The following is a 13,379-nucleotide window of genomic DNA, read 5'->3' as shown; positions in this document are numbered from 1 at the left end:
GAGAAGACAACAACGTGAGCGAGCCAAAGGGCGCGCCGATGCCGAGGCGACGAGGAGGAGGGAGCGCAGCGACCGCTCGACGAGGAGCGTCGGCATCGGGTACGAGCGCCCTGAGGCGAGCGCACGCAATTCAAGCAGCCTGGAGGCTCATCGCATGTCCGCCCCGACTCCGACCCAGCAGGACCCCCAGCCGGGCCGGATCATGTCCGGCGAAATGGCCCAGCAGCCCGCGGTGCTGCGTCGCATCCTCGACGAGGGCGCCCCGAAGATCCGGGAGATCGCCGAGCGGATCGCCGCGCGCAACCCGCGCTTCGTGCTGCTCACCGCCCGCGGCACCTCCGACAACGCGGCGCTGTACGCGAAGTATCTGATCGAGGTGCTGTTGGGCAAGCCCGCGGGCCTGACCTCCATGTCGACCACCACGGCCTACGGTGCCCAGCCCGACCTGACCGATGTACTGGTCATCACGGTCAGCCAGTCCGGCGGCTCGCCCGACCTGGTCGCCTCCACCCAGGCCGCCCGCGAGGCCGGTGCCATCACCCTCGCGGTGACCAACAACGCCGACTCGCCGCTGGCCGAGGTCTCCGAGTTCCACATCGACGTACTGGCCGGGCCGGAGAAGGCGCTGCCCGCGACCAAGACCTACACCGCGGAGCTGCTGTCGCTCTACCTCCTCGTGGAGGGACTGCGGGGCGGCGACGGCTCGGCCGCCAAGGTGCTGCCGGAGCTGGCCGAGCAGATCCTGGCCCGCCAGGCCGAGGTCAAGGAACTGGCCGGGCGCTACCGGTTCGCCGAGCGGCTGGTGATCACCTCGCGCGGCTACGGCTACCCGACCGCGAAGGAGGCCGCGCTGAAGCTGATGGAGACCAGCTACATCCCGGCGCTCTCCTTCTCCGGTGCGGACCTGCTGCACGGCCCGCTGGCCATGGTCGACAACGTCTCGCCGGTGATAGCCATCGTCACCGAGGGCAAGGGCGGCAAGGCGCTCCAGCCGGTGCTCGACCGGCTGCGCGGCCGCGGCGCCGACCTCGTCGTCATCGGCAACCAGGCCCAGGTGGACGCCGCCTCGGCCGGTTTCGTCCTGCCGACGACCGGGGTGGCCGAGGAGGTCCAGCCGATCCTGGAGATCATCCCGCTGCAGATGCTCGCCTACGAGGTCACCATCGCCCGCGGCCAGGACCCCGACGCCCCCCGCGCCCTGGCCAAGGTCACCGAAACCCGCTGACCAAGCCCCGCGTGAAGGCCCCGCCAGCTCCGGGCGGGGCCTTTCCCATGCGATGCCCCGACCGTGACGGCACGTACCTCCCCCCAAAACACCCGCGGGCCGCGGCGCCGGGAAGGGACCCTCAGCCCTTCCGGCACCGCAGCCCGGAGCTACCGTCGGCGCCGGCGGTGCGTGGTGTGCGGTCCCCGCTGCCGGTGATGCCGACTTGTGTGGGGACCCCCGGCGCAGTCAGGGCAGAGAACGCCGATCGGGGCCCCGTTCCGTCCTCCTGTGCGGGGAGGGCGGAAGCTTTTTGCAAGCCCATTGTGGACTAGACCATTACTCTGTGTCTATAGGGCTCCCGCAGAAGGCGGATGAACTTCCCGTGAAGTCCCAGAGGTACGCTCCACAGCGTGCCCTCCATGAACGACCTCGTACGCCAGCACACCGCGCTCGACGACTCCGATCTCGAGTGGCTGCACCTCCTGGTGTCCGAGTGGCAGCTGCTCTCCGATCTCTCCTTCGCCGACTTGGTGCTCTGGGTGCCGACGAAGGACGGGACGCGCTATGTCTCGGTGGCGCAGATGCGGCCCAACACCGGGCCGACCTCGTACCAGGACGACATGGTGGGCCACCTGGTGCCGCGCGGTCGCAGGCCCATGCTCGACGCGGCACTTGACGAGGGCCGCATCGTCCGGGAGGGCGACCCGGAGTGGCGCGAGGAGGTGCCGGTCCGGGTGGAGTCCATTCCGGTACGGCGCGCGGGCCGCGTCCTCGGCGTCATCGCCCGGAACACCAACCTGCTCACGGTTCGTACGCCCAGCCGCCTGGAGCTGACCTATCTGCAGAGCGCGTCCGACCTCGCGCAGATGATCGCCGCGGGTTCCTTCCCGTTCCCCGCGGAGCAGGTCGACATGGACGCCTCACCGCGCGCCGGTGACGGACTGATCCGGCTCGACGCGGACGGCGTGGTGCAGTACGCGAGCCCCAACGCGCTGTCCGCGTACCACCGGCTGGGACTCGCCACCGACCTGGTGGGGCTCCACCTCGGCCAGACCACCGCGGACCTCGCCCCGGCCCGCGGACCGGTCGACGAGGCGATGGTCAAGCTCGCCAGCGGCTGGGCGCCCCGGGAGACCGAGGTTGAGGGCAACGAGGCGATCATCCAACTGCGGACGATCCCGCTCAAACCCAAGGGCACCCGCATCGGTTCCCTGGTGCTGCTCCGCGACGTCACCGAACTGCGGCGCCGCGAGCGCGAGTTGATGACCAAGGACGCCACCATCCGGGAGATCCACCACCGGGTGAAGAACAACCTGCAGACGGTGGCCGCCCTGTTGCGGCTGCAGGCCCGGCGGATGGACTCCGACAAGGCACGCGGCGCGCTGGAGGAGGCGGTGCGACGGGTCGGCTCGATCGCCATCGTGCATGAGACCCTGTCGCAGAACCTCGATGAGCGGGTCCAGTTCGACGACATCGCGGACCGGGTGATGGCGATGGTCGCCGAACTCTCCCCGGGCCGGGTCGTGGCGAGCCGTACCGGCCGCTTCGGCATCCTCACCGCGGAGACCGCCACCCCGCTGTCGATGGTGCTGACCGAACTCCTGCAGAACGCCCTTGAGCACGGTTTCGGCCCGGGCCAGCGCGGCACGGTGGAAGTCACCGCCGCGCGTGGCCCCGAGCGTCTGCTGATCACCGTCGAGGACGACGGCCGCGGTCTGCCCGAGGGCTTCGACCCACAACGCGCGGGCAACCTTGGCCTACAGATCGTACGAACGCTGGTGGTGGGCGAGTTGGGCGGAACCTTCGACATGGTCCCGGGCAAGGAGGGCGGCACGAAGGTCCTGCTGGACATCCCAGCGGAACCACTCGACTAGGCCGCTGACGGACCGGACCCGAAAAGGCCCCGAAACAGCATCGAGCCCCGGTCGACCGTGTCGACCGGGGCTGTTGCCTACTGCCTTGTGCTCTGTCTGCATTGCGCTGCCTGTGTGCTGCGCGCTGCGGCTCGGGGACAGCCACCGCGTTCCGTACGTGTGCTGTACGGCGGCGCGGGGGCCGCGGGGCCTGGCCGGCGAACCGGACAGGACCAAGCACGAAGGGGCGGGCGTCAGGCGCTGACGTTGCGCGCCCGGTTGCGAGCGGCGCGGCGCTTCATCGCGCGGCGCTCGTCCTCGCTGAGGCCACCCCAGACGCCGGCGTCCTGACCGGACTCCAGCGCCCACTGCAGGCACTGCTCCATGACGGGGCAGCGACGGCAGACGGCCTTGGCTTCCTCGATCTGCAGCAGCGCAGGACCGGTGTTGCCAATCGGGAAGAACAGCTCGGGGTCTTCCTCGCGGCAAATGGCGCGATGACGCCAGTCCATGTCTGCTCCAACTCCTGGTGTGTTGCTGGCACGTTGCTTGTGAATGTGAACGCTTTCACGAATCCCCCCGCAGGCAACGGACCGACAGCCAGTTACCTGGCGCGGACCGCAGAAAGAGGAAGAGGATTCGGGCGACGAACGATGATCCAAGGGGTGCCCCGGAAGCGCCGTCCCGATCGCCATGTAGAGACTCGCAAACCTGGGCTGCGGATACAACCCCTTCCGGGAAGTTTTTTTGGATTCCTCGGTGTCGCCTCGATCACAGCCGTACTTCCATGGGGTGCAGGTGAGGCTAAACGTTCGAGTGAAAGGACTTTAGGCCCTGCCACTCACACAATCACACGCAGTGCACGGCGAACGCCTGTGAAGGTCGCACTCATTCGCAGCCCCAGGTGGTCACCGTCCACCTGAAAGGGCAGTGGCACCTGGGATTGCAAGGTGAAGTCGGTCAGGTCGTGCAGTGTCGTCACGTGCTTGCCGTGCGGGCCGCGCTCCGGGGTTGACCGCAGCAGCTGACTGGCGTGCCGGGCCATCGCCGCCGACGACAGCTTGGACAGGGCAAGCACGTCAAGTGCGGTGTCAAAGGAGGCCTTCGGCGTGGCGTAGACCGGCCGGTTGCCGAAGAAGGTCCACGGCGAGGTGTTGCAGACTATGGCCAGTACGAGATCGCGTAGCACGGTGTCCGGGCCATCGGGGCCCTCGGGTTCACTCAGAGTGAGGGTGCCATGTCGCCGGTTCTGCTCGCCGAGGAACTGCCGCACCATCTGCCGTACGTAGAGCGCGTGTGTCGACCGCTTGCCGCGCACCCGCTGCTGTTCCACCCGGCCGACCACGCCGGCGTCGAAACCGAAGCCCGCGCAGAAGGTGAACCAGCGCGGCGGCACGCCCTCGTCGTCCGTACCCGGTGTTCCGCTCACCAGGCCCAGGCCGATGGTGCGTTCGCTGCCCTCGCGCAACGCGTCCAGCAGCGCTCCGGTCGCCTCCACGGCGTCGTTCGGCAGGCCGAGGGCGCGTGCGAAGACGTTGGTGCTGCCGCCGGGAACCACCGCGAGACGGGGCAGCGCCTCGGGGGCCGGGCCGTTGTGCAGCAGGCCGTTGACGACCTCGTTGACGGTTCCGTCGCCGCCGAGTGCCACCACCAACTCGACCGAACCGCCCTCCACCGCGCGCCGCGCGAGGTCGCGGGCGTGGCCGCGGTACTCCGTGGTGACCACTTCGAGCTTCAGATCGCTCGCCAGGGCGCGAATGAGAACGTCACGGGTCCGCGCTCCGGTGGTGGTGGCCTTCGGATTGACCACGAGAAGCGCGCGCATGAGAGGAAGGGTACCCAGCGCCGGTACGGCGGATCTTGCCGGTCCCTCGTCACGGCTGTCGGCCGTCGGCCGCTGCCAGGGCCGTGCCCGGGGCGGGGGCTACCCTGCTGGGGTGAGTCGGAAGCATGAAACCGCCCCGGAGGCCGTACCCCTGGCCGCGCCCCGCATCCCACGGCTGACCGCCGCCGCGGCTCTCGCCGGACTGGAAGGTCTGGCGCTGGCCGCGGGCGGTGTCTACCTGGTGGCGATGGGGTTGTTCGGCCACCGCGGCAGTACGCAGACGGCCGTGATGGGCGGGCTCACCGTGCTCGCGATGGCCGCACTGCCGCTCACCGCCGCCTATGGGCTGCTACGAGCGCGGCGCTGGAGCCGCGGGCCCGCACTGATCATCCAGCTGATCGCGCTGCCGATCGCCTGGACCATGGGCCAGAACGGCGGCGCGTTGCTCGCTGCCGCGGTGGCGATCGGCGCGGCGGCCTTGGCCGAACTCGTACTGCTGGTGCACCCGGCAGCGACCGCCGCGCTTGGCGCTGACGCTGGTCGGGACGGAGACTGATTTTCCGGGGGCTAAGCCCCCGGACCGTCTACTCCTCCACCAGTAGCCTGTCGCGGAGTTGGGCGAGGGTGCGGGCCAGCAGCCTCGACACGTGCATCTGGGAGATACCGACTTCCTGGGCGATCTGCGACTGGGTCATGTTGCCGAAGAAGCGCAGCAGAAGGATCTTCTTCTCCCGCGGCGGCAACTGCTCCAGCAGCGGCTTGAGGGACTCCCGGTACTCCACGCCCTCCAGCGCGTCGTCCTCCGCGCCGAGGGTGTCGGCGACCGCCGGGGACTCGTCGTCGGTGTCGGGTACGTCGAGCGAGAGCGTGCTGTACGCGTTGGCCGACTCCAGGCCCTCCAGCACCTCTTCCTCGGAGATCTTCAGATGCTCGGCGAGTTCGTGCACCGTGGGCGCCCGGCCGTGCTCCTGTGACAGTTCGCCGGTGGCCGTGGTGAGGGCCAGCCGCAGTTCCTGCAGCCGCCGCGGGACACGGACCGCCCACCCCTTGTCACGGAAGTGCCGCTTGATCTCGCCGACGACCGTCGGCGTCGCGTAGGTGGAGAACTCCACCCCGCGATCGGGGTCGAAGCGGTTCACCGACTTGATCAGGCCGATGGTGGCGACCTGGGTCAGATCGTCCAGCGGTTCACCGCGGTTGCGGAACCGCCGGGCCAGGTGCTCGACCAGCGGCAGATGCATCTGCACCAGTCGATTGCGCAGCTCCTCCCGCTCGGAAGAGCCCTCCGGGAGCCTGCTCAACTCCACGAACAGTGCCCGCGCGCCCGACCGGTCCTGCGGGCCTTCCGGCTCGTGCGCACCGTTGAGGTCGTGCTGATCGACCTGGTCCATGGACTCCGCCTGCTCCACCGCGTCCGTTCCGTCGGTGCGTGGCACGGGGTGGTGCCGCGCGTGCTGCCGCCTGGCCGCCGGAGCGGCCTGGGCGGGCACGGCGACTCGCCCGCCGGAACCACTGCGGTAGCCGGACTTCTCGGCCGACGACCCGGCGGGCGGCTCCGCGGCGCGCCCTGGAACCCGGCCAGCGGCCAGCTCGGTAGCACGCTCCGGGGTCAGTTCCCGAGGAGAGTCAGTGCTCATGGCGATCCCCCGTTCCGTTCACGGTTGAACCGTAATCGCCCGGCATGTGGACCGGGACACGCTGGCCCCGCGGGGGGCCGGACCTACGGCCGCCGCGGTGCTCGCGGTCGCCGGGGCTCCTTCGGAACCTGAGGACTTCCTGCATCTGGGAACCTCACGACTGTCCAGGGCCGGCGCCGCGCTTCTTGTGCAGGCTGATGCTGACCGTGTTGTCCTCGGCCACGCTGGAGTCCACCTCGCCGGCCAGCGCGGACAGCACCGTCCAGGCGAAGGTGTCGCGCTCCGGGGCGCGGCCGTCGGTGGTGGGCGCCGATACGGTCACCCACAGGGCGTCCTCGACCAGCCGGAAGACGCATGAGAGCACGCTGCCGGGGACGGCCTGCTGAAGCAGGATGGCGCACGCCTCGTCTACGGCGATGCGCAGGTCTTCGATCTCGTCGAGGGTGAAGTCCAAGCGGGCTGCGAGTCCGGCGGTCGCCGTCCGCAGCACCGAGAGGTAGGCCCCCGCCGCGGGCAGCCGGACCTCCACGAAGTCCTTCGACCCGGGCTCGCCTGCGATCTGGGACACCCTCACCTCCAAGGTGGCACACGGTGGTTGAGCTTGATGGCCGCCGTTACACCGCGCAAGGCGGTAGCACGGCTGGTACGCGGTCCGTACACTCCGAGTAACAACACTCGGCGCGCACCGTCCAGGGACGGTATCGCGATCTGTGCCCCGGTGTCGCCCGGACCAAGCACGCCTGTCCCCATAGAGGAGCTCAGTTTCAGCACCTCCCGGTTGTCACTCATGGTAAGCCTATGAGTACGGACAGTGGCTAGTGGTCTGCGGTCTCAATTCGAAAGTGGTATCGCGCCGTTGGGGTTTGGCGAGGCCAGGGTGGCAGATGAGGCCAGAGCGCGCAGTGGTTCACCGGTCAACCGGTGGACCGTCCACTCGTCCATGGATACAGCACCCAGCGACTTGTAGAACCCGATCGACGGCTCGTTCCAGTCCAGTACCGACCACTCGAAGCGCTCGTACCCCCGCTCCACACAGATCCGGGCCAGTTCGGCGAGCAGTGCCTTGCCGTGCCCGGCGCCGCGCGCCTCGGGACGTACGTACAGATCCTCCAGGTATACGCCGTGGGTGCCGGTCCAGGTGGAGAAGTTACGGAACCACAGCGCGAAACCGACCGCCCGCGGCGGGACGCCGCCGTCGGCCTGCTGTGCGGCGGGCACGTCGTGCGCGATCAGCGCGAAAGCGGCCGGATGCGCGCCGAACAGCGCCTCGCGGAGCTGCTCCGGGGTGGCCCGCGCGTCCTCCAGCGACCGCTCGTACTCCGCCAGTTCGCGGATCATGGAGTGGATCGCCGGGATGTCGGCGGGGCTCGCGGCTCGAATCATGCCCCCCAGGCTAACCGGACGGTCAGACATCCGGGCCCGGCCCGCGGTGGGCGATCACATCAGCGGCCGGTCCGGTCGGCGGCAGCGCCGGGACTCGCACGGTTCGACGGCGCGGATCACCGGTGGCCGGTCCGCGTGCCCGGGACGTGGCAGACCGGAAGCATATGCGGATCCCCTCATGAATCCGGGTGTGGCGCGTCCACCGCGTTGGCGTCGTCCGGCGCGGCTCAGCCGGTGATGACCGCGGCCACCCGGGTGCCGGGAGCGAACCGGCCCTCCTCGGCGAGGGCGTAGGTGCCGTACAGCATTTTCGCCACGTAGGTGAGGTCGGGGGCGAGGCCGTGCCGTTCCGCGAACTCGTCGGCGAAGGCGCGTAGTTCGGGGGTCGTACGCGCGTACCCACCGCAGTGGAAGCGGGTGTCGAGCCGCCAGTCGCCGCGCCGTCCGCCGAAGGCGGCGTGCTGCAGCCGCTGGATCTCGCCGTCGAGGAACCCGCCGCCCTTGAGCACCGGAAAGCCGATCGCACACTGTGTGCCGCGGTCCAGCCCGGCGGCGAGCCCGGCCAGCGTGCCCCCGGTGCCGCAGGCGACGGTGACGACATCGGCGACGCCGCCCAGCTCCCGGCCCAGGTCGGCGCATCCGGCAGCGGCGGCGGCGTTGCTGCCGCCCTCGGGGACCAGGTAGCAGCGCCCGAAGCGGCGCTCCAGGTCGGCGATGACATCGGGGTCGGTCTTGCGCCGATAGGTCGACCGGTCGATGAAGTGCAGCCGCATGCCGTCCTCGGCGGCTTGGGCCAGCGATGCGTTGAGCGGCCGGTCGGCGAGTTCCGCACCCCGTACGACGCCGATCGTCGCGAAGCCGAGCAGCCGCCCGGCGGCCGCGGTGGCCCGTAGGTGATTGGAGTACGCGCCGCCGAACGTGAGCAGCGTGTGGTGACCGGACTCGGCGGCGGCCCGCAGGTTGAGCCGCAGTTTGCGCCATTTGTTGCCCGGTATCCGGGGATGGAGGAGATCGTCGCGCTTGAGCAGCAGCTGGACCCCGTGCCGTGCCAGTCGGTCGTCGGTGACCTCCACGAGCGGCGAGGGCAGCCGGGCGTGCAGCGCGTCGAGCGGGAGAGGTGCGGTCACCCCGTCATTCTCACCGACGACGCCATGGAATTCCGCACGGCGGAAAGGGACCGCCCCCGGTCCGTGGCGGATCGGGGGCGGCGGTTGCTCTGTGAAGGTGGTGTCTTCGCAGACAACAGAAGTCGAGCGAAGGTCAGGCCTTCTTGGTCTCCCAGAAGATCTTGTCGATCTCGGCGATCAGTTCGAGGGCCTTCTCGCCGGTCTTCGGGTCGTTGGAGGCCTTGGCGGCGCTGAGGGCCTTGAGGGTGTCGTTCACCAACTGGTGCAGCTGCGGGTACTTCTCGAAGTGCGGGGCCTTGAAGTAGTCGCTCCACAGTACCGAGACGTGGTGCTTGGCCAGCTCCGCGCGCTGCTCCTTGATGATCAGGGCACGGGTGCGGAAGTCGGCGTCCTCGTTGGCCTGGTACTTCTCCTGGACGGCCTTGACGGACTCGGCCTCGATGCGGGCCTGGGCCGGGTCGTAGACGCCGCAGGGCAGGTCGCAGTGGGCGCTGACCTTGACCTTCGGCGCGAACAGGCGAGAGAACATGGCTGTCCTTCCTTGTGATCGTCTTTGCAGGTGGGACATTACTCCCTGAGGAGTCCCATTTCCCGGGTGCCCCCTGGTGCTTAGGACAAAAGTCTGGTGTCACTCTGGACCCGGTGGAGGATCTGACAGGAGGCTCGGCATGCGCGAGCAGGGGGCAAGGCCGCCGTTCGGACTCGCGGAGGTGACGGGGCCTTCGATGGTGCCGACGCTGCACCACGGGGACCAGTTGCTCGTCCGGTACGGGGCGCCGGTGCGTGCCGGTGATGTGGTGGTGCTGCGGCATCCGCTGCAGCAGGACCTGTTGATCGTCAAGCGGGCGGTGGAGCGGCGGGACACCGGCTGGTGGGTGCTCGGGGACAATCCGTTCGCCGAGTCGGACAGCCGGATGTTCGGCACGGTTCCCGACGAACTGCTGCTCGCTCGGGTGCTGGGACGGTTTCGACCGCCGCGCGGGCTGCGGCGCTCACCAGCGGCGGCGGTCTACTGGGCGGCCTGCGCGCTGCGTCCGGTGCGCTCCGACCGGTCGCTGTCCCGCCGGTTGCGGGCTCGTTAGCGGCCGCCCGGCCGAAGGGGCGGTCAGGTCTGTGCGTTCTGCTGCTGCTCCTGCCGCTTGCGCGCGCGGTACGCGGCCACGTTGGCCCGGGTGGCACACCGGTCGGAGCAGTAGCGGCGGGAGCGGTTGGTCGAGGTGTCGATGTACGCGTTGCGGCACGAGGTGGCCTGGCAGATGCCCAGTCGGTCGACGCCGAGTTCGGTGAGCTGGAAGGCCAGGCCCATGCAGGCGGGTGCGGTGTAGGCGGCGGTGGCGTTGTTGGCGTGATCGGCCAGGTGCATGTGCCACTGCGGGCGGCCGCGGTCATCGAGGTGGCCGTGGCCGGAGATCTGCGGGCTGACCGGGTACTCCAGCAGCAACGCGTTGAGCAGGTCGACCGCCCGTACCTCGTCGCCTTCGGAGGCGGCCTCGAAGACCGCGCGCAGCCTGGTCCGCACCGCGCGCAGCCGGGTCAGGTCGGCGTCGCCCGCACGCCGTGCGGCCTGGCGGTTGGTGCCGAAGAGTTCGCGTACCGCCTCGACCGAGGAGAGCGTGTCCTCGCCGCGGTCGGGCCGCTCGGTGTTCACGAGCCGCACGGCATAGTCCGAGTAATAAGCGAGTTCCACTTGCGGTCCTTACTCAGTGCGGTCTAGGGTCGGGTGCGGCGCTGTAATAGACGCAACTGCTATCAGGGTATTACGAGCAGAGGTGGCCGTGATGACGGAAACAAGCATCGTTCCCGCCGACTGGCAAGCATGGCAGGAAAGCTGGGACCGCCAGCAGGAGTGGTACCTGCCGGACCGCGAGGAGCGCTTCCGCGTGATGCTCGACCTCGTCGAGGCGGTGGCCGGCCCGTCGCCCGTCGTCCTCGACCTGGCCTGCGGCACCGGCAGTATCTCCGACCGCCTGCTGAAGCGCTTCCCCGAAGCGCGCTCGACCGCGCTCGACCTCGACCCGGCGCTGCTCACGATCGCCCGCGGGCACTTCGCCGACGAGCCGCGGATCCAGTTCGTCACCGCCGACCTGCGCGACCCGGAGTGGACGCGGAAGCTTCCGCACCGCGAGTTCGACGCCGTCCTCACCGCCACCGCACTGCACTGGCTGCAGACCGAGCCGCTGGCATGGCTGTACGGGGAGATCGCGGGCGTGCTCAGGGACGGCGGGATCTTTATGAACGCCGACCACATGCCGGACCCGGCCACCCCGCGGATCAACGCCGCCGAACACGCCCTGCGGCACGCCCGGATGGGGCGCGAGCGGAGCGCCGGCGCAGTGCCCGACTGGCGGGAGTGGTGGCAACTGGCGGCCGCCGACGAACAACTGGCCGCCGCCGTCGCCCGCCGCTACGAGATCTTCGGCGACCATGCGGACGGTGAGCCGCACCCCGTCGAGTGGCATGCGCAGACCCTCCGCGACGTGGGCTTCAGTGAGGCCCGGGCGGTCTGGCGTTCGGTCCCGGACGCGGTGGTGCTGGGGCTCAAGTAGACCCGGTACACCCGGGTTGCGGTGGTCTCGGCACCGTCGGTCCGGGCCGAGGGAACTGCTCGCCGTCGCGGCGGAACAAATTTCGGGGGCGAGCGCCCGAACCCCCAGGGAGGTTCGGGGGCTCGCCCCCGAAGAAGCCAGCGCCCGGGGGGAGCCTGGGGGCTTGCCCCCAAGCAAGAACCCGCCGCAGCGCTGAGCGGCCCCGGGGTTGCGGACCGGCGGTGTCAAAGCCCGCCGCAACCCAGAGCCACGATGCGCCGCAAAGGCGCTACCGCCGGGCCACGCCCTCCGCGCGGGCCGCGGCGGCGACGGCCTTGGTGACCGCGGGGGCCACTCGCTCGTCGAAGGGGGAGGGGATGACGCACTCGGCGCTCAACTCGTCCCGCACGACCGCCGCCAGGGCCTCGGCGGCGGCGATCTTCATCCCCTCGGTGATCCGCGAGGCGCGCACCTGGAGGGCGCCCGCGAAGATGCCGGGGAAGGCGAGGACGTTGTTGATCTGGTTCGGGTAGTCGCTGCGGCCGGTGGCGACCACGGCCGCGTACTTGTGCGCGACGTCCGGGTGGATCTCCGGGTTCGGGTTGGCCATCGCGAAGATGAACGCGCCCTTGGCCATGGTGGCGACGGCCGACTCCGGGACCGTACCGCCGGAGACGCCGATGAAGACGTCGGCGCCGGACAGCGCGTCCTCCAATGTGCCCGTGATGCCCGCTTTGTTGGTGAAGCCCGCCAACTCCCGCTTGACATCGGTGAGGTCGGTACGGCCGCTGTGCACCACGCCCTTGCGGTCGGTGACCGCGACATCGCCGATGCCCGCCTCGATCAGGATCTTGGCGATCGCGACGCCCGCCGCGCCCGCACCGGAGATCACCGCGCGCAGCTCGCCCAGCGAACGCCCGGTCAGCCGCGCCGCGTTGCGCAGCGCGGCGAGCGTGACGACCGCCGTCCCGTGCTGGTCGTCATGGAAGACCGGGATGTCCAGCCGCTCCTGGAGCTTGCGCTCGATCTCGAAGCAGCGCGGCGCGGAGATGTCCTCCAGGTTGACGCCACCGAAGGAAGGCGCCAGCCGGACCACGGTCTCCACGATCTCGTCCGTGTCCGTGGTGTCGAGCGCGATCGGCACCGCGTCCACCCCGCCGAACTGCTTGAAGAGGATGGCCTTGCCCTCCATCACCGGCAGCGATGCCTCCGGACCGATGTCGCCGAGACCCAGCACCGCCGTGCCGTCCGTGACCACCGCGACCACCTGGGACTTCCAGGTGTAGTCATGGACGAGTTCGGGCTGCTCGGCGATCGCGGTGCACACCTTGGCGACGCCCGGCGTGTAGGCGAGCGACAAGTCGTCCCGGTCGCGCACCGGCACCGTCGCGGTGATTTCCATCTTGCCGCCACGGTGTAGCGCGAAAGCCGGATCGATCAAGTCGTCCTGATCTGCGTCGCTACGAGGATTGACGATCTCCGCTGCCACAATTGACCCCTTTGTCAGAATGCTTGTTGAGGGTACTCCCCCCGGTTCAGGGGGCGGGGTGGCGTCCGCCGTCTCCGCGGTGGGAGACGAACGGCCGCCGTGCGTGCGCACTCACGCACAGGGCCCCGGGTGAGGGGTGAAAGATCCGTTCTACCGGATGATTGTTTCTACTGACGAGTCCATAAAATTTCCTTGCCGCATCCCGAACAACGGGTGAATTGCGTCTGTTGCCCGAATGCCGGGAAGCGGAGCGCGGGATGTACGACTCGTACAGCGGTGCCCATCGCGGTCCGGCCTTGGTGTACCGGCCCGATGGGACAACGGGGATCGCCC

General features: G+C 69.6%; 14 protein-coding genes. 5 read left to right on the top strand and 9 right to left on the bottom strand.

Going from position 1 to position 13,379, the window contains the following annotated elements; genetic code table 11:
• Positions 1–154 precede the first annotated feature (154 nt).
• Positions 155–1,225, top strand: a complete 1,071-nt coding sequence (locus P2L57_RS02160; protein ID WP_275807215.1) for an SIS domain-containing protein — start codon at positions 155–157, stop codon at positions 1,223–1,225.
• 401 nt (positions 1,226–1,626) lie between these two features.
• Positions 1,627–3,081: a sensor histidine kinase gene (locus P2L57_RS02155; RefSeq protein WP_275807213.1), complete on the top strand. Its 1,455-nt coding sequence runs from the start codon at positions 1,627–1,629 to the stop codon at positions 3,079–3,081.
• A 233-nt stretch (positions 3,082–3,314) separates the two neighbouring features.
• Here P2L57_RS02155 and P2L57_RS02150 read toward each other — a convergent pair whose 3' ends face one another.
• Both P2L57_RS02150 and P2L57_RS02145 read right to left on the bottom strand, forming a co-directional pair.
• Complete coding sequence (locus P2L57_RS02150) at positions 3,315–3,572, bottom strand: WhiB family transcriptional regulator (protein WP_109452013.1); 258 nt, start codon at positions 3,570–3,572, stop codon at positions 3,315–3,317.
• A gap of 329 nt (positions 3,573–3,901) precedes the next feature.
• Positions 3,902–4,885, bottom strand: coding sequence for a diacylglycerol/lipid kinase family protein (locus tag P2L57_RS02145; protein ID WP_275807205.1), 984 nt, complete (start codon positions 4,883–4,885; stop codon positions 3,902–3,904).
• A 112-nt stretch (positions 4,886–4,997) separates the two neighbouring features.
• Between P2L57_RS02145 and P2L57_RS02140 the strand changes: the two genes are divergently transcribed.
• Entirely contained in the window at positions 4,998–5,441 is a 444-nt protein-coding gene (locus P2L57_RS02140) for a hypothetical protein (RefSeq protein ID WP_275807202.1), read from the top strand.
• A gap of 28 nt (positions 5,442–5,469) precedes the next feature.
• Here P2L57_RS02140 and P2L57_RS02135 read toward each other — a convergent pair whose 3' ends face one another.
• The 5 genes from P2L57_RS02135 to sodN form a co-directional block, all read right to left on the bottom strand.
• Positions 5,470–6,522 carry an RNA polymerase sigma factor SigF gene (locus P2L57_RS02135; RefSeq protein ID WP_275807199.1) on the bottom strand — a complete coding sequence of 351 codons (1,053 nt, stop codon included), beginning with the start codon at positions 6,520–6,522 and terminating at the stop codon, positions 5,470–5,472.
• A gap of 154 nt (positions 6,523–6,676) precedes the next feature.
• Positions 6,677–7,090 carry an ATP-binding protein gene (locus tag P2L57_RS02130; protein ID WP_255919192.1) on the bottom strand — a complete coding sequence of 138 codons (414 nt, stop codon included), beginning with the start codon at positions 7,088–7,090 and terminating at the stop codon, positions 6,677–6,679.
• Between the two features lie 263 nt (positions 7,091–7,353).
• Positions 7,354–7,905: a GNAT family N-acetyltransferase gene (locus P2L57_RS02125; RefSeq protein ID WP_275807193.1), complete on the bottom strand. Its 552-nt coding sequence runs from the start codon at positions 7,903–7,905 to the stop codon at positions 7,354–7,356.
• A 227-nt stretch (positions 7,906–8,132) separates the two neighbouring features.
• Complete coding sequence (locus P2L57_RS02120; RefSeq protein ID WP_275807190.1) at positions 8,133–9,032, bottom strand: 1-aminocyclopropane-1-carboxylate deaminase/D-cysteine desulfhydrase; 900 nt, start codon at positions 9,030–9,032, stop codon at positions 8,133–8,135.
• 133 nt (positions 9,033–9,165) lie between these two features.
• Complete coding sequence (sodN, locus tag P2L57_RS02115; protein WP_269853252.1) at positions 9,166–9,561, bottom strand: superoxide dismutase, Ni; 396 nt, start codon at positions 9,559–9,561, stop codon at positions 9,166–9,168.
• Between the two features lie 139 nt (positions 9,562–9,700).
• Between sodN and sodX the strand changes: the two genes are divergently transcribed.
• Positions 9,701–10,114 carry a nickel-type superoxide dismutase maturation protease gene (gene sodX / locus P2L57_RS02110; protein ID WP_275807183.1) on the top strand — a complete coding sequence of 138 codons (414 nt, stop codon included), beginning with the start codon at positions 9,701–9,703 and terminating at the stop codon, positions 10,112–10,114.
• Positions 10,115–10,137: 23 nt separating this feature from the next.
• On the opposite strand, the gene P2L57_RS02105 is transcribed toward sodX, so the two are convergent.
• A complete protein-coding gene (locus P2L57_RS02105; protein ID WP_275807180.1) occupies positions 10,138–10,719 on the bottom strand; it encodes a CGNR zinc finger domain-containing protein in 582 nt (193 codons plus the stop codon).
• 91 nt (positions 10,720–10,810) lie between these two features.
• Between P2L57_RS02105 and P2L57_RS02100 the strand changes: the two genes are divergently transcribed.
• Positions 10,811–11,578 (top strand): class I SAM-dependent methyltransferase, encoded by a 768-nt coding sequence (locus P2L57_RS02100; RefSeq protein WP_275807178.1) that lies wholly within the window; start codon positions 10,811–10,813, stop codon positions 11,576–11,578.
• A 268-nt stretch (positions 11,579–11,846) separates the two neighbouring features.
• Here P2L57_RS02100 and P2L57_RS02095 read toward each other — a convergent pair whose 3' ends face one another.
• Complete coding sequence (locus P2L57_RS02095) at positions 11,847–13,046, bottom strand: NAD(P)-dependent malic enzyme (RefSeq protein WP_275807175.1); 1,200 nt, start codon at positions 13,044–13,046, stop codon at positions 11,847–11,849.
• Between the last annotated feature and the right edge of the window lie 333 nt (positions 13,047–13,379).

The organism is Streptantibioticus ferralitis, from assembly GCF_029223525.1.
Taxonomy (GTDB): Bacteria; Actinomycetota; Actinomycetes; order Streptomycetales; family Streptomycetaceae; genus Streptantibioticus_A; species Streptantibioticus_A ferralitis.
The sequence above is the reverse complement of the archived record's forward strand: the minus strand, read 5'-3'. Positions and strand labels throughout refer to the sequence as shown.

What these genes read in the sequence shown, in the direction of transcription:
- P2L57_RS02145 (WP_275807205.1), bottom strand. Translation starts at nt 4,885, where the DNA reads ATGCGCGCGCTTCTCGTGGTCAATCCGAAGGCCACCACCACCGGAGCG.
- P2L57_RS02150 (WP_109452013.1), bottom strand. Translation starts at nt 3,572, where the DNA reads ATGGACTGGCGTCATCGCGCCATTTGCCGCGAGGAAGACCCCGAGCTG.
- P2L57_RS02100 (WP_275807178.1), top strand. Translation starts at nt 10,811, where the DNA reads ATGACGGAAACAAGCATCGTTCCCGCCGACTGGCAAGCATGGCAGGAA.
- sodN (WP_269853252.1), bottom strand. Translation starts at nt 9,561, where the DNA reads ATGTTCTCTCGCCTGTTCGCGCCGAAGGTCAAGGTCAGCGCCCACTGC.
- P2L57_RS02160 (WP_275807215.1), top strand. Translation starts at nt 155, where the DNA reads ATGTCCGCCCCGACTCCGACCCAGCAGGACCCCCAGCCGGGCCGGATC.
- P2L57_RS02125 (WP_275807193.1), bottom strand. Translation starts at nt 7,905, where the DNA reads ATGATTCGAGCCGCGAGCCCCGCCGACATCCCGGCGATCCACTCCATG.
- sodX (WP_275807183.1), top strand. Translation starts at nt 9,701, where the DNA reads ATGCGCGAGCAGGGGGCAAGGCCGCCGTTCGGACTCGCGGAGGTGACG.
- P2L57_RS02135 (WP_275807199.1), bottom strand. Translation starts at nt 6,522, where the DNA reads ATGAGCACTGACTCTCCTCGGGAACTGACCCCGGAGCGTGCTACCGAG.
- P2L57_RS02155 (WP_275807213.1), top strand. Translation starts at nt 1,627, where the DNA reads ATGAACGACCTCGTACGCCAGCACACCGCGCTCGACGACTCCGATCTC.